Genomic DNA, 24,371 nt, shown 5'->3' on the forward strand with positions numbered 1-24,371 from the left:
TATGAGGGAGAAAAAGAGAGGACTACATAAGCGTATCATATCAATAGTGCTTGCAGTTGTAATGATAGTAAGCTCCTGTGTGATAAACCCAAGGACAATATCTGCGGCAGCCTGGGATCCACGGGAGGATTATAAGGATCTGAAACTTCGGTTCTGGGAGGACGAAGAGCCGGGAATCAGATTCTATATGAATGCTGGACTGAGATATATTTTGGAGACAGTAAAAAGTCCGTCAGTAGGAAGCACGTTTGGTGAATGGTCTGTTATGGATTTGCTGCGGGCAAAATATACTGGGATGGATTATCTGAATTATGTTGATACTGCCTATTATGATGACTATATTGATCGGATGGAAAAATATGTGTATGAACTCATATCGAAGGCATCAGATGGAAGGCTGCACAGCGCAAAATCTACGGAGTATAGTCGTTTGATTTTGACCATGTCTGCGATGGGATATGATATTACAAACGTTGGCAGTGTTTCCGAGCAGAAGGAAACCTATGATTTCATCGATCATCTTTCCCGATCTTATGCTTATTCACTAAAACAAGGAATCAATGGACCAATATGGGAAATAATTGCAATGAATACGGGAACCGCAGAAACGGGTCGGTACAATTTTTACGAAAAACCGTCAGGCGGATATCCCTCTGACTATAATAGTTTCGGCAAAATGCTGGACAATATTTTAAATAGAGAGATAACACAGTCTAATGGTACGAAAGGCGGATGGGCTCTTTATAACAATTATCCGGATATTGATATTACAGGAATGGCCCTTCAAGCATTGGCTCCGTATTATTTGGAGCCGGAACTGTTCGAAACTACTGGCGCTACAAAAAGCTATGAAGAACTCCAGGAGGCCGTAGAGAGAGGTGTTTATATACTTTCTGAAATGCAGGAAAAGAATGGCGGTTATGATAGCTGGGGAAGTGTTAATTGCGAGAGCATTGTTCAGGTTATTGTAGCACTGACAGCCCTTGATATTGATCCAAAAGCGGAAGAAGTTAATCTGCCTACAATTGGAAAAACATGCAGTTTTATGAAAGAAGGTTCTACGGTAGATGGTGTCTTCAGTGATAATATGATTGATGCCCTGCTGTCATTCTGGGCTCCCGGGAGCGGATCCTCACCGGAAGTGGGCGGGTTTAAGCACGTTACTTTTGGATATGACGGAGGTTCAGGTTCAGGAAGCGGTGTTAATGCCATGGCCACGGATCAGGCAGTGTATGGGTTGATAGCCTATGACAGATGGTTATCAGGACAAACGTCTTTGTATGATATGAGGGATTCCGATACTAATAATTATATATGGAGTGATTCTATTACCTATACTATAAAATTTGATGGAAATTCTTACACAGACAGTTTTGACAGTACATATTCCCCTTATGAAACAGCAGAACTTCCAGTAACTCCAGTGAATGGGGAGATGGAATTAATCGGATGGAATACAAAGGCAGATGGAACCGGTACTATGTATCTTCCCAAAGAGCTGCTGTCGATGCCCGAGCAGGATATCACTCTTTATGCACAGTATGGCAAACCGGATTTTCCGATTACCTGGGAATTGAATGGTGGTCTCTTAGCTGACGGGGTTGTACTGCCGGATGTTTATCGGCCAAGTACAGACAGTTTTGAGCTTCCTACCGCACAAGAAATAGCAAAACCAGGATATACCTTTGAAGGATGGTATGATAATGAAACCTTTAAGGGAAGTCCCGTCATAGCGGTGGAAAAAGGAAGCTATGGGGAAAAGAACTTTTATGCCAAGTGGCTGACTGATTGGGGCCCAATCACAAGATTTTATACAATAGTAAACAGCTGGACTACTATTACGTTGGCCGATAAAACTAGTATCAAAGAAGCAAGAGCCATTTATGACGGTATGGAACAGAATCAAAAGGATGCAGTCGGATCCATTGCATACAAAAAACTAGAGAATGCAGAGGCAGAACTGGCGCGTCAGGAGGAAATGAATCGTGGCGTCGACAGAGTAATTGAACTGATAAGAGCAATTGGGAGTGACATTACTTTGGAAAGTGAATCAGCAGTAATTGAGGCTCGAGAAGCTTACAGTGAACTTCCTAAAGAAGCACGTGATTTGGTTCTCAATTATCTTGAGCTTGTACAGGCAGAAAAAGCATTGGCGGAGTTAAAAGGAATACAGGAGGCAGCCGATGAGGTTATTGCAAAGATTCAGGCTATCGGCGGTGTGGATTTGGACAGCAAAGTGCAGATTGAAACAGCAAGGGCGGCATATAATGCTTTGAGCACGGAACAAAGGGAATTAATATCAGAGGATATTTATCAAATTCTAACAGATGCGGAAGCTGAATTAGAGGCATTGGAGACAGAGCAGGAGGCGGTTAGAAATGTCATTAATGCGATTACAGCATTAGGAGATATAACATCCGAAAGCTATGACGCTGTTAGTGCGGCAAGGATAGCGTATGATGGTTTAACTTATTTGCAGAAAAGGGGTGTCACAAATTATGATCTCCTTCTTAATGCAGAAGAAGAGTTGAGAAAAATAGAGGAGAACCAGGCAGAAGTACAAAATGTAAAGGACCTAATTGCTTCACTGGGAGACATTACCATTGACAGCTGGGATGCAGTAGGCAGAGCAAAGGCAGCATATCTTTTACTGGGGGATTCCCTGAAAACGGAATTATCACAGGAAGAGGTGGATATATTAGACCGGGCGGCGGCTCAGGTTAATATACTGGCAGAGGCAGAACAGGCAGATGAAGATTGGCCAAAAGCAAATGAAGTTATGGGAATGATCTCTTCTATCGGATTAGTAAGTTTGGAAAAGGAGGGAAAAATCGCAGAGGCACGGGATGCAATTTCGGCAGAAGGGATGACGCCGGCTGCAAAAGCGTTTGTAGAAAATTATTACTCTTTAGTTATGTGTGAAACTCAACTCCAAACGTTAAAGGAGTCTAAAGAACAAGCTGATCATGCGGAGGCATTAATTCTGGCAATCGGTGATGTGACAGCAGACAGTCAGGCAGCGATTGAACAAGCAAGATATTACTATGACAGCTTAAGCGACAAAGCAAAAGAATTTGTACAGGAAGAGACTCTGCAGATTCTTCTGGACAGTGAAGCAAAGTTCCTTCAGATTATTAATGAATTGGAAAATGCTGAAGATATGATTGTTGTACAGCCGGTTATTGATGCAATTGAGAGTATTGGGGAAGTAGATTTGACAAAAGAAGACCTAATTACTGCCGTTAGGGTTCAGTACCATACTTTAAATACAAGACAGAAAAAATTAGTGAGCAATTATGACCAATTAGAAGAGGCGGAACATAAGCTTGCGGATTTAAAAGCTTCCATGAAAAGAGTGGAAGAAGTGGTACTTATGATTCAGTCTATCGGTAAAGTGACCCAAGAAAGCAAAGATGATATTTACCGGGCACGTGCAGCCTATAATCTTCTGAGTGAGGACGAAAGGAATGAAGTAGGACAGGAGAATCTTGAGATCCTTTTAGAAAAAGAAACAGAGTTGGAGAAAATCTTACAGGAATATGGCGCAGTAACTAATACCATTGCATTAATAGATAATATAGGTACAGTAAGTCTGGATAAAGAAATTTTTATAACATCTGCAAGAAAAGCTTATGATTCATTGACTGAGGAGCAAAAGGATCAGATTACAAACTATAATATTCTGATTGCAGCTGAAAATGAGTTGGATAAGATACTTACAGAAAAGAAAGCAGTTGACGCACTAATTTCCCAAATTAATATTTTATGGAGTTCTATTGGTGAAGATGCGCAAAAGGTAACACTAGCCAAACGTTCTCAGATAGAGAATATAAGGGGTGAGATTAATAAACTTTCCCAGCAGCAGGTTACTTGGCTGGAGGCAGAAAATGCGTGGGTGAATTTCCAAGGGATGGAGAAAGAACTCGAAAGATTAAAAACAGAATTACTTCCTGCAAAAGTAACATTGAATCAGACTCAGGTAACTTTGGATAAGGGAGCAAGTTTTACTTTAACGGCAACGGTATCTCCTGATACCGCAGAAAATAAAAATGTAAAATGGCAGTCATTAGATCCATCTATTGTGCGGGTAGATGCAAAAGGGAAATTGACAGCGGTATCTCAGGGAACTACTAATGTAATAGCAACGACCGAGGCAGAAGGAAGGACAGCTTCCTGTAAAGTTACTGTAGTATATAGCGGCAAATGGATAAAAGACAGCAAGGGATGGTGGTTTCAGTACAACAGTGGAGGCTATCCACGTAACGGATGGAGTCTTGTATCCGGTAAATACTACTACTTTGATGCTAACGGGTATATGAAGACTGGATGGTTGTCAGTGGGTGGAAAGTGGTATTATCTGGGCAGCGATGGTGCTAGAAAAACTGGCTGGCAGAAGGTTGGAGCAAGTTGGTATTATTTGAATAATAGTGGAGTTATGGCTACCGGATGGGTAAAATTAGGCAATACCTGGTACTACATGAATGGAAGCGGAGCAATGCTGACTGGCTGGCAAAAGATAGGCGGAAGCTGGTACTACATGAACGGAAGCGGAGCAATGCTGACTGGCTGGCAAAAGATAGGCGGAAGCTGGTACTACATGAACGGAAGCGGAGCAATGCTGATTGGCTGGCAAAAGATAGGCGGAAGCTGGTACTACATGAATGGAAGCGGAGCAATGCTGACTGGCTGGCAAAAGATAGGCGGAAGCTGGTACTACATGAATGGAAGCGGAGCAATGCTGACTGGCTGGCAAAAGATAGGCGGAAGCTGGTATTACATGAACGGAAGCGGAAAGATGCTGACAGGATGGCAAAAAATCAGCGGAAGCTGGTATTATATGAACGGAAGCGGAAAGATGCTGACCGGTTGGCAAAAAATAGGCGGAAGTTGGTATTACATGAATGGAAGCGGAGCAATGGCAAGTAATACATGGATCGGTAACTCCTATGTTAATGGATCTGGTGTATGGGTAAAATCACGATAGGAAAAGGCGGGTGGCTGATCAATTTCTGATCAGCCAAACTCCTTTAGAGGTAAGTTATGAAAAGATTGCGGAAGTTACTGAATAATTATAACATTAAAAAGTGGCTGTCTAGAGGGGTTGCTGTATTAACCCTTGTTTGTCTTATAGTTCCCTCGGTGGTTGCTCTTGGAATGCAGCCAGAATCACAGCCGGATAACCCCATGGGGGATAATGAGGCACAGCATTCGGCCGTGCCTTTAAACTCTACCAGTGAGATGATTCCACAAATGCCTGAGGAGCAGAATCAGGGAGACGATCAGGAGAATAATGAAGATGCTCTTTTAGGAGATGAGACTGGTTCCGGGGAACAGTCTGAGAATCCAGGAGGTACAGGAGGCCCAGGGGATCCAGGAAACCCAGGAAACCCAGGAAACCCAGGAAACCCAGGAAACCCAGGAAACACAGAGAAAAGTCCGTTGTTCGATACAGACATCCCGAATAAAAGTACTTTAACGGTGCCAGAAATAGATTTCAGAATTATTCATAATTACCCCGATTACACAATGCTGCAGATGAATATTTCAATTAATGGAACAGATGTCTCAGACACATATAAGTATGATAAAAACAACGATAGATACCATCTGCCGTTAGTACAGGATGCTCAGAATCTAATTAAAATCACTATTACCTATCGTGATTCTGAAGGGAAGAGGCAGATAGGGGATAGGGATTATATCTTAGATGTTACATCTGGTTTAATTGTTGTAGAGAACATAGGAGAACAATCAGGGGGGAAATTAGAATTTACAGTGGATGAGGAAGTACTTTCATTTAATGCTTATCTTATGAAGGGCACGGATACATATGATGCGGATGTTTTACAGAATGACAAAAAAGTAAACCCTGATAAGGATGGAGGAAAGTATACTTATACAATTAAATTAAATGAAGGAATGAATGAAATATATATAGGCGGAGAACTTAATGGTGAACCGGCTGAGAATGCGGTTACCTACAAAGTACAATATAATAAGCCACTTGGAATTAGGATTGAATCAGATTTTACAGATGCAACAGTAGAATACAGAAAGATGAGGATAAATGCCAAAGCTTTCGTAAAAGATCGTGAGGTGAGTTTAGAGATTACTCAGACTACGGAGGACAGCGGAACAAAGATTTTGGAAAAAAATGGGGATGGGGGATATGATGTTACCCTTGAAAAAGGAGCAAATTGTTTTACGATCAAGGCGTATGATGAATCCAATGAAGTAACCACAGTTGAAGAAATATGGCCGGAAAATAATAGCCGCGAAGTAATAATTACATATCACAGGAAGGAGGATCCTAACCGCGATGGGGATGAGGATGGCCCGGATATATATATAAAGAATTTCGATGAAAATAAAACAACATCAGATAGTTCGCCAATAACATTTGGGGTAACAGCGATAGATATCGACGGTAACTATTGTTCCAGAAATGTCAGTGTTATGAATAATGGAAGAACCGATGGTGTGGTACTAGTTTACCCTAATGATGATCTTGTGACATATCGTGTTGATTTGAAAGAAGAAAATATAATACGGATTACTGCTGTAGATTCTCAAGGAAGGATGAGCTTTAAAGATTTAAGCATTAGTTATACAGGGGATGGTTCTGAAGAGGAAGTGGGAACTGTTCATGTACTGATGGATGCAAACACGGTAGGTGTGGGAACATTTATAGATATGGAGATACCTATTAAACGAAAAGATACAGCTATGGATGTTTTGATTAGAGCCTTTGATGAATGCGGATATACATTTACCTATACTGGCCTTCAGCAGGCTTCTGGGGGATTTTATCTGGAAAGAGTATTTGGACCAGCGCTTACAGGACTTTGTCGGGATAATGCCCCTGCAGATCTGGTAGAACTGGTAGGGATAGAATTGGAGAAGCAATATAATGTATGGCCGCCGGAGATTGTCGATGGAACGATAGACCAGTTAGGTGAATTTGATTTTGGACAGGGATCTGGATGGATGTACAGTATTAACGATTCGTATCCTAATGTTGGGTTTAGTGATACCTATATGTTTGATGGTGCTGTTATGAAAGTACGTTATACACTTTGGTATGGAAAAGATATAGGTGGTGCTGGTTCCATGGGGCAGTGGCCTGGACGTGAGGATGTAGAAGGAGGCAACTGGACTCCAGGTTGGTAAAGGGAGAAAATAAATGACATTATTGAAAAAAAAAGTAACAAACTACAGAAAGCGATTTTGTGCAGCTTTATTGACTTTTGCCATACTGGTGACCGGAGCTCCCGCTCCGGTCATGGCCCAGGTAACCCATAAGGAGTATGCAGGAGAAGAACTTCTGGGCGTTATGAAAGATATTGTAAACTGGAAAAAGTCTGCCATGGGATATTCGGAAGAGGAGAATCTCTTCCAGACATCATTTGTGGAAGGAGCTGGTACAACAGCAGCCGATTGGTTCCCTGTAGGGATCGGACGAAGCGGATATCCGGATGATTATGGGGCATATCTTGCTGTCTTGGGGGATCAGATAACAAAGCGTTATACCAAGGCTGAAAAACTGGACCGTTCCAAGGCAACAGAATGGCATAGAATGAGCCTCGCGGTTCTTGCCCTGGGAGGGGATCCTACCAACATAGGTAAGGACCCAGAAGGAAATCCTGTGAATCTTATAGCGGACGGCTCTTATTACAGGGGGAAGACCAGTCCATTAGGCAATCAGGGGATTAACGGCCGGATCTGGGGGCTGATTCAGATGGACAGCCTCCGGTACACAGTTCCCGAAGACGCCACGGATACACGGGATGGACTTATAGAAATATTGCTGGCCCTCCAGCAGGAAAATGGAGGGTTTTCTCTGATGCCGGACTCGGCAGAGCCCGATGTGGATATTACGGGAATGGCAGTACAGGCACTTGCGCCCTACTATAACAGTGAACAGACTTACACATATACCCGAAGCGCTACGGGAAAAGAAGAGACCAGAACCGTCCGCCAGGCCGTGGACGACAGTCTGGCGCTGCTGTCCCAAGAGCAGTCAGATGAGGGGGACTACAGCAGCTGGGGTTCCCCAAACTCTGAAAGTGTCTCACAGGTAATCGTGGCCCTCTGCAGTCTGGGCATTAACCCGGCGGAGGATGAACGGTTTATTAAAAACGGCAATACCCTTGTAGACGGACTGATGAAATATCGTTTGGAGGACGGAGGATTTATTCACTCAAAAGAGGCAGATCCCAATAATCCGACGGCGGATCCTACGAAGTCTAACGATATGGCAAGTCAGCAGGCCCTCTATGCCCTGACTGCCCTCTGCAGATACTACGGGGGAATGCGGTCACTCTACGACTTCCGGCCGGAGCAGAGCAGCGAAGTGAAGAGTCAGATCGCCCAGGTACAGAAAGAGATAGCAGAACTTCCTGTGGAACCGGGAGCCGGGGACAGAGAAAAGATCCAGGGGATTTTTGATAAATATCTGCAGATTCCCCCAGAAGAGAGATGCTATGTCTATTCCTACCATAAGCTGGCAGATGCTATGGAGGCACAGGGGATACAAAATACCTCAGAATCTTTGAGTGCCGCCATGAATCTGAATACCAGCGGCAGCGGAACTGTGGGGACACTGTTTGGAGAGGCTATGGAGTTTTCTGTCAATGTGCCATTTTCTTCCGAAGACGCAAAAAAAGTGGCGGAACTGCCTGATTCCATAACCACAGAGTCCTATACTCTTGTGGTGTCTCTTCTGGATAAATGGAATAAGTCAGAAAATAAAGATGCCTACGGAGAAGAAAAAGAGATTCTGGAAAAGAAAAAGGCAGAGATAGAAGCCATACAGGAAGAAATTGATGCAATTAACCAGGAGGTAATCGATAAACTTTATCCGGTGGACAGAATCTCTTTAAAAGATAAAGAGACGGTAAAGAGTATTGTGGCCCGCTGCAAAAAGCTGAGTGAATACGATCAGAAGCAGATACAGCAGTATGAGGATATTCAAAGAGCGGAAACCATGATCAGGAATAGGACAACAGCAGTATGGCTTGGGGCTGTACTGGGAATTCTGGCAGTTATTTTAATTATATTTGTTGTATTACATATGAAAAAACGGAAGCGTCAGAAGCTGGCTGAAAAAATGATGCCGGCAGAGGACGATGAGGAGGATTGGGAGGATTAAGCATTGAAGAAAGACTTGCTTGTATTGGGCTTTGTGATATTAATTGTGGCAGTCCTTCTATCCGGCACGAAGTTCCAGTCTGTAGAGGACTATTACCAGACACACATCGACGACATCAAAGAGGATTCCGAGACGGTGACACTCAGTATTCGGTGTGATACTGTCCTGGAGCATTGGGAACAATTGTCACCTCAGCTTCAGAGTGACAAATATATTCCGGAGGACGGTGTGATCTTGCCGCCTACAGAATATGTGCTCCGCCCGAAGGATACCGTGTTTGATATCCTGAATCGGGCGGTGCGGCACAGCAAGATTCAGATGGAGTTTCAGGGAGCAGATGACAATGTTTACAACAGCGTATATATTAAGGGAATTCACCATCTCTATGAATATTCCTGCGGACCCCTGTCGGGCTGGATGTATAAGGTGAATGGAGAATTCCCTGATTATGGCTGCAGCAGATATAAGCCGGAAGACAAAGATGTGATTGAATTTGTCTATACCTGCGATTTGGGCAGGGATGTAGGCGGAGAATTTGAGCAATAGAAAGGAGTGGGCATATGGATCATTTTTCATCTTATCACCCGTCGGTTTTGCTGGTATATTATGTGATCGTACTTCTGCTGACGATGTTTACAGTACATCCGGTATTGCTTGTATGTTCACTGCTGGGCGGTATTCTGTTTTTTGCGGCAACGAATCCCTTGAAAGCGCTGGGGAAAAATCTTATCTTTTATCTCTTTTTGTTTTTCCTCCTTGCCCTGACAAACCCTATCTTCAATCACAGAGGGGAGACGCCACTCTTTTTTATGAATGACAATCCTGTGACCCTGGAGGCTATCCTGTATGGTGCCGGGGTCTCTGTAATGCTGATAGGAATTATGTTCTGGTGCAAATGCTACAATCAGGTGATGACCTCTGATAAATTTGTCTATTTATTCGGAAAGGCCATTCCTAAGCTGTCTCTGGTTTTGTCCATGGCCCTTAGATTTATTCCTGTGTTTAAATCCCAGATGAAGAAAATCAGTCAGGTGCAGAAAACCATGGGTCTTTATACCAGCGACAGTCTGACAGATCGTGTGATCGGCAGTATCCGTACCTTAAGTGCCCTGCTTACCTGGTGTCTGGAGAATTCCATAGAGACGGCAGACTCTATGAAAGCCAGAGGGTATGGGCTGAAAGGAAGGACTAATTTTTCTATTTTTTGTTTTCGAATGGATGATGGGATTCTTCTGGCAGCCCTGGGTGCATTTTTGTGTATGTCAGGCGTGGGATATCAGCAGAACGTATTTGAATTCTACTATTATCCAAGCGTATCTCCCATTCCAACAGGGGCCGGGGCATATCTGCAGTACAGCATAATACTTGTGATGATGCTGTTTCCATCAATACTAGAGATAAAGGGGCGTATACAGTGGAAATTATTAAGAGCGAAGATTTGAGTTTTACATACCCCGGACAGGAGAAGAGGGCAGTGGACTCTGTGTCTTTCAAGATCCTTCCGGGGGAGTTTGTAGTAATATGCGGTGAGTCCGGGTGCGGAAAGACCACCCTGTTAAAATTGCTGAAAAGAGAGCTGTCTCCCAATGGAACCTTGGAAGGGGAGATCTATTACATGGGAACCCGGCTTGGTGAGCTGGATGACAGAACCGCTGCCTGCGAGATAGGGTATGTTATGCAGAATCCTGAGAATCAGGTAGTAACGGATAAAGTGTGGCACGAATTAGCTTTTGGGCTGGAAAACATGGGGGTTCCCACTCCTGAGATTAGAAGAAGGGTAGGAGAGATGGCCAGCTTTTTTGGAATCCATGAGTGGTTTCAGAAAGAAACCAGCCAGCTTTCAGGCGGGCAAAAACAGCTTTTGAATCTTGCCTCCATTATGGTGATGCAGCCAAGGATTCTGATCCTTGACGAACCCACCTCCCAGCTGGATCCCATTGCGGCGGCAGATTTTATCAATACGCTGCATAAGCTGAACCGGGAACTTGGGCTTACCATCCTGCTTGTGGAGCACAGGCTGGAAGAAGTTTTTCCAATTGCAGATAAAGTGGCTGTTATGGATAGGGGCCGTCTGCTGCTGTACGATACACCCAGGATAATCGGTAGTGAATTAAAGGAGAAGTATCAGAACCATCCTATGCTTCTTGGTCTGCCCAGTCCTATGCGGATCTATCAGCAGCTGGACGCCCGGGATGACTGTCCTCTGACCATCCGTGAGGGAAGAGATTTTCTCACAAGGAATTATCAGAAGGAGGGGCGCATCCAGAGCCCGGAGCGTGAGAAACCTGTGAGACACCGGGAAAAAGAAGAGGAGCTGGCAGTGCACCTGAAGAATATCTGGTTTCGATACGAGAGGGCCTTGCCTGATATTCTGGCAGGAGTGGATCTGAGAGTGAGAAAAGGTGAGATATTCAGTATCCTGGGAGGAAACGGTTCAGGTAAAACAACACTGCTAAGCGTAATATCCGGACAGAATAAAGCTTACCGGGGAGGAATCAAGATCTTTGGTAAAAAAATAAAGGAATACAAGAGCGGAGAGTTATACAGGCATAATCTGGCACTGCTTCCTCAGAACCCTCAGACAGTATTCCTAAAAACATCTGTGGCAGAGGACTATAAAGAGATTGGTAAAGTAATGGGATATGGCAAAGAGGAATTAGAGGAAGATATCGCCCGGATCGCAGGGCAGTTAAATATACAAGAGCTGCTTCCTAAGCACCCCTATGACCTCAGCGGCGGGGAACAGCAGAAGGCAGCCCTTGGGAAGATGCTGCTGCTGAAACCCAGATGTCTGCTTTTAGATGAGCCCACAAAGGGAATAGACGCATATTCCAAGGCAGTACTAAGAGGTATCCTGGATAATCTGAGAAAAGAAGGGATCACCATACTTTTGGTAACCCATGATGTGGAATTTGCAGCCCAGATCTCTGACCGGTGCTCTCTGTTCTTTGACAGAGAGGTGATTTCCGAGGATACGCCGGTCAGCTTCTTTTCCAATAACAATTTTTATACCACAGCGGCAAACCGGATGGCCAGGCATATGTATCCCTACGCCATTACCTGTGAGGATGTGGTGGCACTGTGCAGGAAATACGGGAGGAAATCAATATGAATTGGAAAAAAATAGGAAGCTTTGCCATCGTAATTATTCTGATTCCAATTACACTGGCCATAGGCGTTGTTCTTTTTAAGGGACGCAAATATAACATAATATCCATTGCAGTTGCCCTGCTGGCCTGCGTTCCTAATCTTTTATTTTTTGAAAAAGGAAAAGCAGATACCCGCCGTATGGTTGTAATCGCGGTGATGGTGGCAATCGCTTCGGTAGGAAGAGTTTTATTCTCTCCCGTTCCCAGTTTTAAGCCTGTCACAGCGATCGTGGTCGTTACGGGAATCTACCTGGGATCAGAAGCCGGGTTTTTTACAGGAGCACTTACAGCTGTGATCTCAAATATGTTTTTCGGACAGGGCCCATGGACTCCCTTCCAGATGTTTTCCTGGGGAATTTTGGGCTTTATTGCAGGGCTGCCCGTCCTGCAGAAGATTCTTAAATCTTCTGTGCAGGGGAAAACATTGGCAAGCCGCCTGCCCATTGTTGTCTACGGAGCAGCAGCCGGTGTGCTGTATTCTATGCTTATGGATGTTTGGTCCACATTAAACATGGACGGCACGTTTAACCTTCTCAGATATCTGGTACTGCTGGGAACGGGGATTCCCACAACAGTGATATACATAGTTTCTAATATAGTCTTTCTGCTCATTGCAGCAAAGCCTATCGGCACCCGCATAGAGAGAATAAAAATTAAATACGGTATATAACATAAGGAGACAGACATGGAAGAAAAGATTACAAGAATTATTGACGAAGTGAAAAAAGTTATTGTAGGTAAGGATGACATTATTCAGAAAGTCCTGATGACAGTACTTGCAAAAGGGCATATTCTTCTGGAAGACATTCCTGGGGTGGGGAAGACAACTTTGGCCCTGGCATTCTCCCGGGCTCTGGGACTGGATTATAAGAGAATTCAGTTTACTCCTGATGTGATTCCCTCGGATGTTGTAGGATTCAGCGTATATGACAAAGCAACCGGGCAGCTGGCCTACAAACCGGGAGCCGTTATGTGCAACCTGCTGTTAGCAGACGAAATCAACCGGACTTCCAGCAAAACCCAGGCCGCGCTCCTGGAGGTAATGGAAGAGGGAAATGTGACAGTGGACGGCAATACCTATCAGGTACCACAGCCATTTATTGTTTTATCCACACAGAACCCTATAGGTTCGGCCGGCACCCAGCTGCTGCCCCAGTCCCAGCTGGACCGTTTTATGGTGAGAATGCAGATGGGGTATCCTGATTTTAAAAGCCAGGTAAATATTCTACGGGATCGCCAGACAGAACAGCCTCTGGACGCAGCACAGCAGGTGGTAACCAAAGAGGAGATTATGGAAATGCAGGCAGAGGTGCAGCAGGTACATGTTGACGATGCGTTGCTGGAGTACATCACTTGTCTCGCCGAGGCGACAAGGGAACATGAACTGGTACAGATAGGGGTGAGCCCCCGGGGCGCTCTGGCTGTAAACCGTATGGCAAAGGCGTCTGCCTATATTGAAGGCCGTGACTATATGATTCCCGAAGATATTATCCGTGTATTTCCGGACGTATGCGCACACAGGGTGGTGTTATTTCCCAAGGCTAAGATTACAAATACGACTGCAGAAAGCATAATGAAGCAGATTACAGAGGAGATCGAGACACCGAAGATAGGAGAATAGACAGATTATGATAAAAGCTAAGATTTACAGTATCCTCTGGCTCCTGGGCTGTATCTATTTTTTCCTTTTCTCAGACTCTTTCCTTGCTCTCTGCCTGCTGCTTACGTCCCTGGCGGTGTTTGCTGTCTGTAAAATACTGACAGTCCTGACGAAAAAAAAGCTGTCCTTTGAACTAAAAGTCCAGCATACCGCAGCAAAAGGAAAACCGGCAAAAGGAGTATTGGCTGTCAAAAATACTTCTCTGTTTCCTGCCGCCAGAGTTCGATGCGTTCTTACTTTTTATAACTGCATGACCAGGGAAGAACAGGAATCAGAACTTTATTTCTCTATTATGGGGGGGAAAACAGAAGAGATAGACTGGGAGGCAGACAGTGCATACTGTGGATGCATCAGGATCCGCATAAAAGATGCCAGGGTTTTTGACTGGTTTGGGATCTTTTCCGCTCCTGTTTCTACAGAGGCCCAAGAGCAGGTGGCCGTTCTTCCGGATATGTTTCAGTCGGATGTCAGGGTCATGGACAGTCAGATCGAGGATATGGAGAGTGTTACATATTCTGACACAAAACGGGGCTATGATCCCAGCGAGATATTCGATGTAAGGGAATATGTTCCCGGGGACAGCCTGAAAAATATACACTGGAAGCTTTCAAGTAAATTGGATGAACTGTATGTAAAAGAATTAAGTATGCCTGTAGAGAATTCCATTCTCATATTTATGGAGAACTGTATGGAGGAGGGGAAACGCCCCAGACCTTCCGTAGTGGATGGTATGATAGAAGCTTTTGTATCCGTCTCACAGTCCCTCATAGAAGAAGGACATATGCACACCCTGGGGTGGTATGACCATATAAGAGGAGGATTTTTCTGCGAAGAAGTAAATAGTGTGGATGATCTTGCCGGTCTTTTGGGAGGACTTCTCGGAGTGGGAGTAAAGGACAATGGGTATTCCGGTCTTCACTATTATACTCAGGTATGCCAGGAATATCCTTTTTCCCATGTAGTCTATGTTACATTCAGAGATACTGCGGAGATAGAGGAAGTGGGAAGTTTCTGTATCGCAACAGAACTGCGGGCAGTGGCAAAGACAGAAGATGCGGTTTCCATGCCGGAGAAACAAAGAATTCTTTTTACTCCTGAGCATGCAGAGGAAAGCCTGTGTCAGCTGTTTATATAAGGAAAAGACAGGACTTGAAAGGAATTATCATGAAAAACCGAAAAGAAAACGCGAAAAAGAGAAAAACAAAGATAAACGTAGTATTTCTCCCGGATAAATTGAAAAAAAAGGATCTTTGGACAGAATATGCCGGGGACATAAGCGTCTGTGTTTTCCTGTTTGCAGGAATAATTATCAGTCTTTTTTCTATGTTTCAGATTCCGGCCGGTGCAATGGTATCCGCACTGGCCGGCCTGGTACTTTTGCTGCTGCTTTTTTCCTTTGGAAATAAGAGAAAGTATGCCCTGTTTGTCTCTGGGATTATGTTGGCGGTTGGGCTTCTCCTGCTGATTTTGAGACAAAGGATACTGATCAACGGGCTGTTTTTAACTATGAATCAGGCTGCAGAAGCATTTGGAACTCATACCCATCTGGAGATGAAGCTTTATGAGATATCTGCGGAAAAATCCCAATATCTATTATGCTATATCCTGTTCTGGGGTCTGATTTCCATCGTTGCCGCATATATCAGTTATGCAGCAGTCAGAGTAAGAAGCTGGCTGCTTATGCTGCTGGTCTGCGCACCCCTTCTGGTCTTAAACCTTGTGGTGGGGATATCTCCTCAGGCGCCGGCAACGGTTCTGCTTTTATTGTCTGTGGCACTGGTATTTGCCAGAATCCATGTAAACGGGCGCAGGGCAGAAGCGACAAGGGGAGGCCACAGATACGGGATTGTACTTCAGATGATACCAATTTTACTGGGAATCACACTGATTTTTTTCGGTATTCTGGGAGCGGCAGCTTCTTCTGGGGAATATACCAGAAGTGACAGAGTGCGTCATGCAGCAGAGTGGATAACAGGAAAGATAGATGATATCAGGTATGAAAAAACGAAAACAAATAACCTGCCCAAAGGTAACTTCAGAAAGCTTCAGCCGCTGGAACTGAAAGACACCCCGGCTTTGGAGGTTGTGCAGAGCAAACCTATGTCCCTGTATCTGAGAGGGTATGTGGGAAGTGAATACACAGAGGAAAAATGGGAGGACCTGGATCCGGATACGTATTATAAAGAAAGGGATTTATTTTACTGGCTGAATAAAGACGGATTTCAGGCGATGAACCAGCTGAGTCAGGTGTATGGCCTGGAAACCGGGGAAGTGGAGTCCATCAGTATGAAAGTGCTGAATAAAAACGCCAGCAGCAAGTATCTTTATGTTCCCTATGAATTGCAGACAAAACCGTCACACCTTGAGGATGCACAAGTCTGGGGCGATGTAAACATAAGAGGGGAAAACGCCGGAGGAAACCGGTACTATGAATATCAGACATCGGTAAATCTGGTGCGTATTTATCCTCAGCTGGTGCAGGATATTTATAAGCTGACAGATGAGATGGGACAGCAGATCACTACCTATAAAAAAGATGAAAGTTATTACAATCAGTTCGTGTATGATACCTATACGAAGGTGCCGGATAAAGAAAAGGATGTTTTAAAAGCCTGCCTTGGAGTAGAAGAATATACCGGAGACAGCGAAGACGGCATCAGTCATACTCCCTATGAGGAGGCAAATGAACTGATTATGGGATATCTAAATGAGAAGATTACCTATGATGAAACCGTATCAGCGCCTCCTGCGGGAAGAGACTTTTTGAGCTATTTTCTAAGGGATACCCAAAAGGGATACTCGGTTCACTATGCTACGGCAGCAGCTATGATGTACCGTTATCTGGGAATACCGGCCAGATATGTGGAAGGCTACCTTCTCACACCGGACCTGGTGGAGGAGGCAGAAGAATCTGTACCGATTACAATTACGGGAAAAGAAGCCCATGCGTGGGTGGAAATTTATCAGGATGGGATAGGATGGATACCCATGGAGGTTACTCCGGACTATCTCACGAAAATGGAACGACCTAATTTTGCACTTTTTTCTGGCTCCCAGGAGGGTGACAAAGGAATGGAAGGGGAAGGAAACACCGGTGACACCAAGGATGCCGATGAGAAAGAGGACCCCCCTGAGGATGAAAGGCAGAAGGAAGCTCAGCAGCAATCTCCATGGGCGATAGCTCTCAGTATACTGATTGGAGTTGTGATAGCTCTTCTTATATTAATGCTTGCCTGTTTGATGTACCGGAGATGGCTGCTGGCAAAGCGAAAGGCAAAATTCCTAAGCACCGATAACAGGGCAGCTGTCTGCAGCATGTATAGTTATATCTTATATCTGCTGCAGCATACGGATATCCCTAAAAGGGGAGGCTCTCATTACCGGTATCTGCCGGAACTGGAAACTGTCTATTCCAAAGAGTATGCCGCCGGTTTTCCGGAAGTAATAAGAATCAGCCAGAAGGCTGCCTACAGTGAAAAGGAGATTGCTTTGGAGGAGAGACAGACCGTAGAACAATACCTCGATCAGACTCTGACAACAATAAAAAAAGACAAAAATATATGGAAAAGATTCCAGATGTACTGGATAAAATCCCTTTATTAACGCCGCAGATGCGTTTTATATAGATGGAAATACAATATACTACCCAACAGAAAAGGAGGATACAATGAAAAAGGCGAAAAGAACAATAAAGACAAGAATATTTGCCTGGATGTTGACGGTTCTTATGGTACTGAGCCTTGTACCTGAGTCTGCAGTAATGGCTGCAGAGGCAGACAGTACAGTTTACGGCGGGGGATCCCAAACAGAACCCGGAACGGATCCTGATGCAGAAAATGAGAGTGGAGAAGATGATATGACTCAAAGCACCATCATCCTTTCGGCACAGGAGGGAAATCAGTACAAATTTTTGAGAAACAGTGTTACTATCCCAGAGGGTATTGCAAAAGAGTATGGCTATGCCAATGCCGATACGGTGGAAAAGGGACAGATTACTGCACTGGATGCATTGGTTTATCTTCATACCCAGCTGTACGGAGACGAATTTACCAAAGAGACTGCAGAGAACTATCTTCAGATCAATGCAGAAGGATGGATTACCAGGATTTATGCAAAAGATACAAAATATGCAGGATTTCTCGTAAACGGTTATCCGGCCCACAATGGGGAACTGGGAGAGGACGGTTCGTATGCAGGGCTTGTAATCAATGAAGCCGTGCTGTCAGAAAATGATGTGGTAGAATTTGTGATTTTCCAGGATGAAGTGACTTCCGGCGATTATTATGGCTGGTTTGCTGCTGACGGTGAAAAAACGGAAGAGATAACCGCAGAAGCAGCCGGGCCGGTGTCCCTGACATTAGAGGGATATATGCTGGCGTATACAGGATTGTACGAAGCGGGAAGTGAACAGCAGCAGATTCTGCCGATTCAAGGGGCACAGATTCAGCTGATAGATGAGAACGGTGTGAGCACAGATATAGAGAATGCCGTTACAGACGAGAATGGTCAGGTTACCTTTACAGCGCCTGAGGCAGGTAAATACACAGTATCTGCAAGGACTACGGATGAAATGACTTATCCGGTATTTTCTCCATGGTGTACCCTGACTGTCACGGAGGCAGAGGAAGAGTCTGTACCGGAGGAAGAAGAAAGCACACAGGTACAGCCGCAGAATCGGGCAGCCGCCTACGGCCTGGATGCCCAGAGCAGCAGTGCCCGGGAAATCCTCAGAACCAACCTGACGGACGGCACAGTATACAGGGGCAGCCGGACAACATTTGATGTATGGGCTTATGATGAGGACGGAAATAAAGTAGAGCCTCAAGTAACCCTTAACGGTGCCACAGTAAACAAAACATGGTCAGATACAGAAAAAACAAGTTTTACGCTTCGCTTTACCAAGGAGGGTGAAAATGTAATTGTTGTATCTGTACGTGACGAACTGACCTGGCAGCTTTTAGAACAGAAAACGTATCACGTCACCTATAAAAAGGTAGAGGAAGGCGGCCTGATCGGTTATATTAACTTTAGCTTTGAGGCAGGTTCCATAGGTATGGGTTACCTTGTAGAGCCCAGAAAGGTTCCTGTCTATGAAGGGGAAAACGGAGCACAGCTTCTCGCCAGAGTACTGGAAGAGGAAGGCTATTGTTTTGAGCATACAGGAAAATTAGAAAGCGGATTTTATCTCTCTGACTTGAGGGACGGGTGCTCACAAAAGGCAAACGGAACGCCTCATTTGGGCTGCCAGGACCCGGATAAAGCGAAAACCCTGAATATCCCGGGGGATGTGACAGATCTGGTACCTGAGTATTTGAAGTCAGCTATGGAAGCGGAAGGATGCTCTACCTGGTTTGACGATCACGATGATCCCGGTAAACTTTCAGAATTTGATTTCGCTCAGGGATCCGGTTATATGTATCAGCTGAACAATATCTTTCCCAATGTAGGATTCTCTGATGCTTATCCTCAGGATGGAGATACCATCCGGGTATACTTCCAGCTCTGGTACGGGGCGGATGTAGGCGGAAACGGAAGTATGGGCGGCGGCGGCTTTGGTAACGGCGATTTCTATCCAACAGCAGACAAAGACGAGCTCACAGGCACCATGGCGGCTTTGAATAGTTCTGTAAATAAAGAGCAGCTGCTGGCCAACCCAGCAATCAGTGCTGCCTATGACAAAGCAGTAGAAACTGCAATGACGCTGAATGCATCAAAAGAAGAGGTCAGCCAGGCAAATGACACACTTAAAAAAGTGATGGAGACAAGCCCAGCCACAACACTTACATTAGATCAGACCTCTATGACAGTGCCTTATCCGCAGTCAAAACAGCTGAAAGTAACTGTGGGACCGGAGGGAACCACGACTCCTGGAATTATTCAATGGAGCAGCAGTGATGAATCAGTAGCTACAGTAGAAGGGGGAAAGGTAACGGCAAAAGGAGCAGGGACGGCCACTATCACAGCTGTTCTGGGAGAACTTACAGCTTCCTGTAAGGTTACTGTTCCGGCAGAGGCCATGACGGGCATCAGCCTGGATAAGGCTGAGCTCACCATGATTAAACATGAAAAACAGGAACTGAAAGTCAGCTACGAACCGGCAGGAACCACAGAACCCAGAGACGTGCTGTGGAGCAGTAAGGATGAAAAGATTGCTGCCGTGGACGAAAGCGGGGAAGTCACAGCCACAGGAAAGGGAACCACAACAATCACTGCAAAGGTAGGAGCGTTTACTGCCGAATGCCAGGTGACAGTTTCAGAGATTCCTCTTACCGGGATTTCACTGAATAAGAGAGAACTGGAGGTCCTGAAAGGGAGCGGTGAGACACTTACCGTGAAAGCAGAGCCCGAAAATACTACAGACGATGCCACAGTAACCTGGAGCACGGATGATGCAAAGGTGGCTACGGTCAACAGATATGGCAGGGTAACAGGAATCGCACAGGGAAGTACGACCATTACGGCGAAAGTAGGAGACTTTACTGAAACCTGTAAAGTGACGGTGAAGGAAATACCGCTGACGGGGATTACGTTTGGGTCTTACACCAGTTATTCTTGTGTAAAGGATTATCAATTTCCAAAAGTAGCAAAAATACCGGCAAACTCCACAGATTCTGTAATATATACCTATTCGTCCAGTGATGAGAATATCGCAACCGTAGATTCAAGAGGAAGGGTATACTGCAAGACTTATGGACAGGTAACCATTACAGCGACAGAGACAAATTCCGGCTATACGGCGCAGTCTGTAATGAATATTGTGGAGAAAGTAAATAAGACAACAGAAATCACCTTAAACAAATCAAAATTAACCCTCGGCGTAGGAAAAGAGGGCAGCTTAACTGCCGAACTTTCACCCACCGATGCTACAGACCCTATAGTCTGGACCAGCAGCGACGATTCGGTTGCCGCGGTAACGGATGGAAAGGTCACTGCCGTGGCGGAGGGAACCGCAGAGATAACTGCTATATCCGGAACCCAACAGGCAGTCTGCCAGGTGAAAGTAACTCAGGAACAGCCATTGCTGGAGAAGGTGCAGTTCTGGAGCGATTCCAGGAACACCAATGAACTCATCCCCGATACGGCATTTGATCCGCAGATTACCACCTACCATGTACTGGCTGGGGATATTACAAGTACATTTGTCATCAATGCAGAACTTCCGGAAGGTGTGGATGCCACAATGACAGCGAAATGGAAAGCAGCCTCGAACCAGGCGGATAAAACCCAGGTCCTGAAGTCAGGAGAAAATAAAGCACTGACTAATTTTATAAAATCCGGCCTTGTTTCTCCTACGCTGACGTTAGAAGTTGCCACTCAGGAGGAGACGATAACATATACCTTTATCATAGACCGAGTTGCTACCTTATCCTCCCTGACAGGGGAAACAGATCATAATTCTCTGATTCTGAGTCCGGAATTTGAGGCATTAACCAAAGCATATGACGCGGACGTCCTCGACTCTGACGAGAAAGCAACCCTCCACTTGAAGGGATATGGAAGCGATTATCAGATTACGGTCAACGAATTCCCTGTGGATGAGCAGGGGAATGCTGCGGTGGCTCTGTCAGGAGACACGACAACGGCCCTGATTAAAGTAAGCGCAGAGGGTGCTGTAAACAGCACTTATAAACTGAATCTCAATAAAAAGAATTCTGTCAGGATGACATTAAATCTGTCGCCGGAGGATGCTGTCTTTACACTGAAGGACAGCGCAGGCAGCAGAGTGGCTGGTGAAGATAATCTTTATACACTGATGCAGGGGGCAGAATATACCTATACGGCTGTAAAGACGGGATATATCTCACAGACGGGAACGATTACAGCAGATCAGGATGAGACCAGAGATATTGTTCTGGAAAAAGCACCGGAGAGCACACTTACCATCCTGCCCTCTGAATGGGCAAATTTCCGCAGAGGGCAAGACAATATGGGAATTACCCCGGCCCTTACTCCTCATGACAGCCAGGAGACAGAAATGAAATGGGCGAAGGCCCTGGGAAGCGGATGGTCGGCAGCGCCCAGTGTACAAATCATTGTAGACGATTCGCTGATTGTAATGTCCAATTCTAAGATTTATAAACTGGACTTAAAAACAGGTGAGGAGCAGGCTTCCGCTTCCATGGCGGCAGCGATAAACTGGGGCTATACACCGCCTACATATGCAGATGGAATGCTCTTTGCTCCTTTGGCAAACGGAACCGTTCAGGCGTTTAACGCCGAGACACTGGAGTCACTTTGGATCTACCGGGATCCTTATGGCGGACAGGCACTCAGCCCTATTACATACTCTGACGGCTATGTATATACGGGATTCTGGAATCCTAATAAAGCCTCCAATTATGTATGCCTGCCCATCACCGATGAGGATCCGGAAGCTTCTGATGAAGCAAAAGTCCCGGCATGGACGTATACTTGCGATAAGGGATTCTATTGGGCAGGGGCAGTTGCCGTTGAGGATACTCTTATCTTCGGAAGTGATATTCTCGCAGACGGTAAATCGAAACTCTATGCCGTGGACAAATATACAGGAGCTGTGAAAGAAACGGCGGAGTTAGAGGGCGATCAGCGCTCAACGGTTTCCTATGACAGTGCAAACGGAAAAATATACTTTACGACCAAGGCAGGTTATCTCTATGGGATGGATGTAGCAGCAGACGGCGTCTTTGATCCTGAATCGCTGGTTTCCTGCAAAATAGGCAGTATGAGCACCAGTACCCCGGTGGTATATAAAGGAAGAATCTATGCCGGATTTAGTACGGGCGGAAATTTTAGCGGGGAATTCGGTGTGGCGGTAGTAGATGCAGCGACTATGGAAACCGTATATACAGTTCCCATGAAAGGGTATCCACAGGGCTCCGTATTACTATCCACCGCATACGAAGGCATTGACGGATATTCCTATCTCTATATGACATACAATGAAATGAGCGGCGGAATCACACTGATTAAAGATAAACCAGGCCAGACAGAACCTATCAAAGAGGAACTGTTTATCCCGGCATCCCAGTATCAGCAATATTGTATTACCAGTATCATTTCAGGTGCAGACGGGACCCTGTACTATAAAACGGATTCCGGCAATGTTCTGGCGGTGGGAATGACAGAAATAGGAGCTTCCAGAAATGCAGCCAAAAAAGAGCTGAGCAGTTATAAAAATCCTGATGAATATTTAGAAGGGCAAAAAACCGAATTATCAGAGATTCTGGCAAAAGGGTTAGAAGCCATTGATGCCGCCCAGACACCGGAAGAGATCGAATCAGCACTGAATGATGGGAAATCTCTGATGGATGCAATTATGACCAAGGCAGAACTCTTAGTAGCAGATGTAACCCTGGACAAGACGCAGATCACTCTGGACAAAAATGGAACGACAGTTTTGCAGGCAGTTGTTTCCCCGGCTACCGCATTAAATAAGAAGGTATCCTGGAAATCTTCCAATTCTTCCGTAGCAGCTGTGGATGCAAATGGAAAAATTACGGCAAAAGGGGAGGGAAAAGCAGACATCACAGTTACCACAGAAGACGGCGGGAAAACCGCGGTCTGCAGAGTGAATGTGGTATACAGCGGAGCCTGGATCAAAAATAATCATGGCTGGTGGTACCGATACATCGACGGTACATGGCCGGCCGGAAAGTGGGCACAGATCCATGGAAAATGGTATGTCTTTGACAAAGACGGCTATATGCGCACCGGTTGGATACAGACTACAGGCGGCTGGTATTATTGTGACAACAGCGGGGCGATGTGTACTGGCTGGGTAAGAGTTGGATCTACCTGGTACTATATGAGCACTCAGGGAAAAATGCAGACCGGCTGGATATTCCTTGGCAGTAAGTGGTATTATCTGAACGGAAGCGGAGCCATGCAGACCGGCTGGTACAAGGTAGGAAATACCTGGTATTACAGCAGCAGCAGCGGAGCGATGCAGACTGGGTGGCAGAAGATCGGAGGCATATGGTATTACCTGAGAGAAAGCGGTGCCATGGAAACCGGCTGGCTGTTAGAGGGAAAAACCTGGTATTATCTGAACAGAAGCGGAGCGATGCAGACCGGCTGGTACAAGGTAGGAAATACCTGGTATTACAGCAGCAGCAGCGGAGCGATGCAGACCGGGTGGCAGAAGATCGGAGGCATATGGTATTACCTGAGAGAAAGCGGTGCCATGGCAACCGGCTGGCTGTTAGACGGAAAAACCTGGTATTATCTGAACAGAAGCGGAGCGATGCAGACCGGCTGGTACAAGGTAGGAAATATTTGGTATTACAGCAGTAGCAGTGGTGCGATGCAGACTGGGTGGCAGAAGATCGGAAGTAAGTGGTACTATCTGTACAGCAGCGGAGCTATGGCAGCTGACACCTGGGTTGGGAATTACTACGTAAACAGCTCAGGAGTATGGGTAAAATAGCTGCCT

11 protein-coding genes are annotated in these 24,371 nt (G+C 45.4%); all 11 read left to right on the forward strand.

Annotation, left to right across the window (positions count from 1 at the left end):
- The first annotated feature begins 1 nt into the window (after position 1).
- The 11 genes from ACGHCT_RS08415 to ACGHCT_RS08465 all read left to right on the forward strand — a co-directional run bounded on the left by ACGHCT_RS08415 (position 2) and on the right by ACGHCT_RS08465 (position 24,365).
- Entirely contained in the window at positions 2–4,984 is a 4,983-nt protein-coding gene (locus ACGHCT_RS08415; protein ID WP_390439456.1) for an InlB B-repeat-containing protein, read from the forward strand.
- 56 nt (positions 4,985–5,040) lie between these two features.
- Positions 5,041–7,170, forward strand: coding sequence for a hypothetical protein (locus tag ACGHCT_RS08420; RefSeq protein WP_390439459.1), 2,130 nt, complete (start codon positions 5,041–5,043; stop codon positions 7,168–7,170).
- Between the two features lie 13 nt (positions 7,171–7,183).
- A complete protein-coding gene (locus ACGHCT_RS08425; protein WP_072854598.1) occupies positions 7,184–9,151 on the forward strand; it encodes a terpene cyclase/mutase family protein in 1,968 nt (655 codons plus the stop codon).
- 3 nt (positions 9,152–9,154) lie between these two features.
- Positions 9,155–9,697: a DUF4430 domain-containing protein gene (locus ACGHCT_RS08430; RefSeq protein WP_072854599.1), complete on the forward strand. Its 543-nt coding sequence runs from the start codon at positions 9,155–9,157 to the stop codon at positions 9,695–9,697.
- A gap of 14 nt (positions 9,698–9,711) precedes the next feature.
- Positions 9,712–10,593 (forward strand): energy-coupling factor transporter transmembrane component T, encoded by an 882-nt coding sequence (locus tag ACGHCT_RS08435; protein WP_072854600.1) that lies wholly within the window; start codon positions 9,712–9,714, stop codon positions 10,591–10,593.
- Positions 10,566–12,263: an ABC transporter ATP-binding protein gene (locus ACGHCT_RS08440; protein WP_072854601.1), complete on the forward strand. Its 1,698-nt coding sequence runs from the start codon at positions 10,566–10,568 to the stop codon at positions 12,261–12,263. Before ACGHCT_RS08435 ends, ACGHCT_RS08440 begins: the two co-directional genes overlap by 28 nt.
- Positions 12,260–12,970 (forward strand): ECF transporter S component, encoded by a 711-nt coding sequence (locus ACGHCT_RS08445; RefSeq protein WP_072854602.1) that lies wholly within the window; start codon positions 12,260–12,262, stop codon positions 12,968–12,970. Before ACGHCT_RS08440 ends, ACGHCT_RS08445 begins: the two co-directional genes overlap by 4 nt.
- Positions 12,971–12,985: 15 nt before the next feature.
- Positions 12,986–13,921, forward strand: a complete 936-nt coding sequence (locus tag ACGHCT_RS08450) for a MoxR family ATPase (RefSeq protein WP_072854603.1) — start codon at positions 12,986–12,988, stop codon at positions 13,919–13,921.
- A 7-nt stretch (positions 13,922–13,928) separates the two neighbouring features.
- On the forward strand, positions 13,929–15,095 hold the full coding sequence (locus ACGHCT_RS08455; protein WP_072854604.1) for a DUF58 domain-containing protein: 1,167 nt from the start codon (positions 13,929–13,931) through the stop codon (positions 15,093–15,095).
- 14 nt (positions 15,096–15,109) lie between these two features.
- Complete coding sequence (locus ACGHCT_RS08460; protein ID WP_146048323.1) at positions 15,110–17,563, forward strand: transglutaminase family protein; 2,454 nt, start codon at positions 15,110–15,112, stop codon at positions 17,561–17,563.
- Between the two features lie 64 nt (positions 17,564–17,627).
- A complete protein-coding gene (locus ACGHCT_RS08465; protein ID WP_390439466.1) occupies positions 17,628–24,365 on the forward strand; it encodes an Ig-like domain-containing protein in 6,738 nt (2,245 codons plus the stop codon).
- Positions 24,366–24,371: the final 6 nt, after the last annotated feature.

Origin of the sequence: Lactonifactor longoviformis, assembly GCF_042848515.1 — a bacterium.
GTDB lineage: Bacteria > Bacillota > Clostridia > Lachnospirales > Lachnospiraceae > Lactonifactor > Lactonifactor longoviformis.

Excerpts from the sequence above, each read along its gene's own strand:
- ACGHCT_RS08415 (WP_390439456.1), top strand. The coding sequence starts at position 2 with ATGAGGGAGAAAAAGAGAGGACTACATAAGCGTATCATATCAATAGTG.
- ACGHCT_RS08420 (WP_390439459.1), top strand. The coding sequence starts at position 5,041 with ATGAAAAGATTGCGGAAGTTACTGAATAATTATAACATTAAAAAGTGG.
- ACGHCT_RS08425 (WP_072854598.1), top strand. The coding sequence starts at position 7,184 with ATGACATTATTGAAAAAAAAAGTAACAAACTACAGAAAGCGATTTTGT.
- ACGHCT_RS08435 (WP_072854600.1), top strand. The coding sequence starts at position 9,712 with ATGGATCATTTTTCATCTTATCACCCGTCGGTTTTGCTGGTATATTAT.
- ACGHCT_RS08445 (WP_072854602.1), top strand. The coding sequence starts at position 12,260 with ATGAATTGGAAAAAAATAGGAAGCTTTGCCATCGTAATTATTCTGATT.
- ACGHCT_RS08450 (WP_072854603.1), top strand. The coding sequence starts at position 12,986 with ATGGAAGAAAAGATTACAAGAATTATTGACGAAGTGAAAAAAGTTATT.
- ACGHCT_RS08455 (WP_072854604.1), top strand. The coding sequence starts at position 13,929 with ATGATAAAAGCTAAGATTTACAGTATCCTCTGGCTCCTGGGCTGTATC.
- ACGHCT_RS08465 (WP_390439466.1), top strand. The coding sequence starts at position 17,628 with ATGAAAAAGGCGAAAAGAACAATAAAGACAAGAATATTTGCCTGGATG.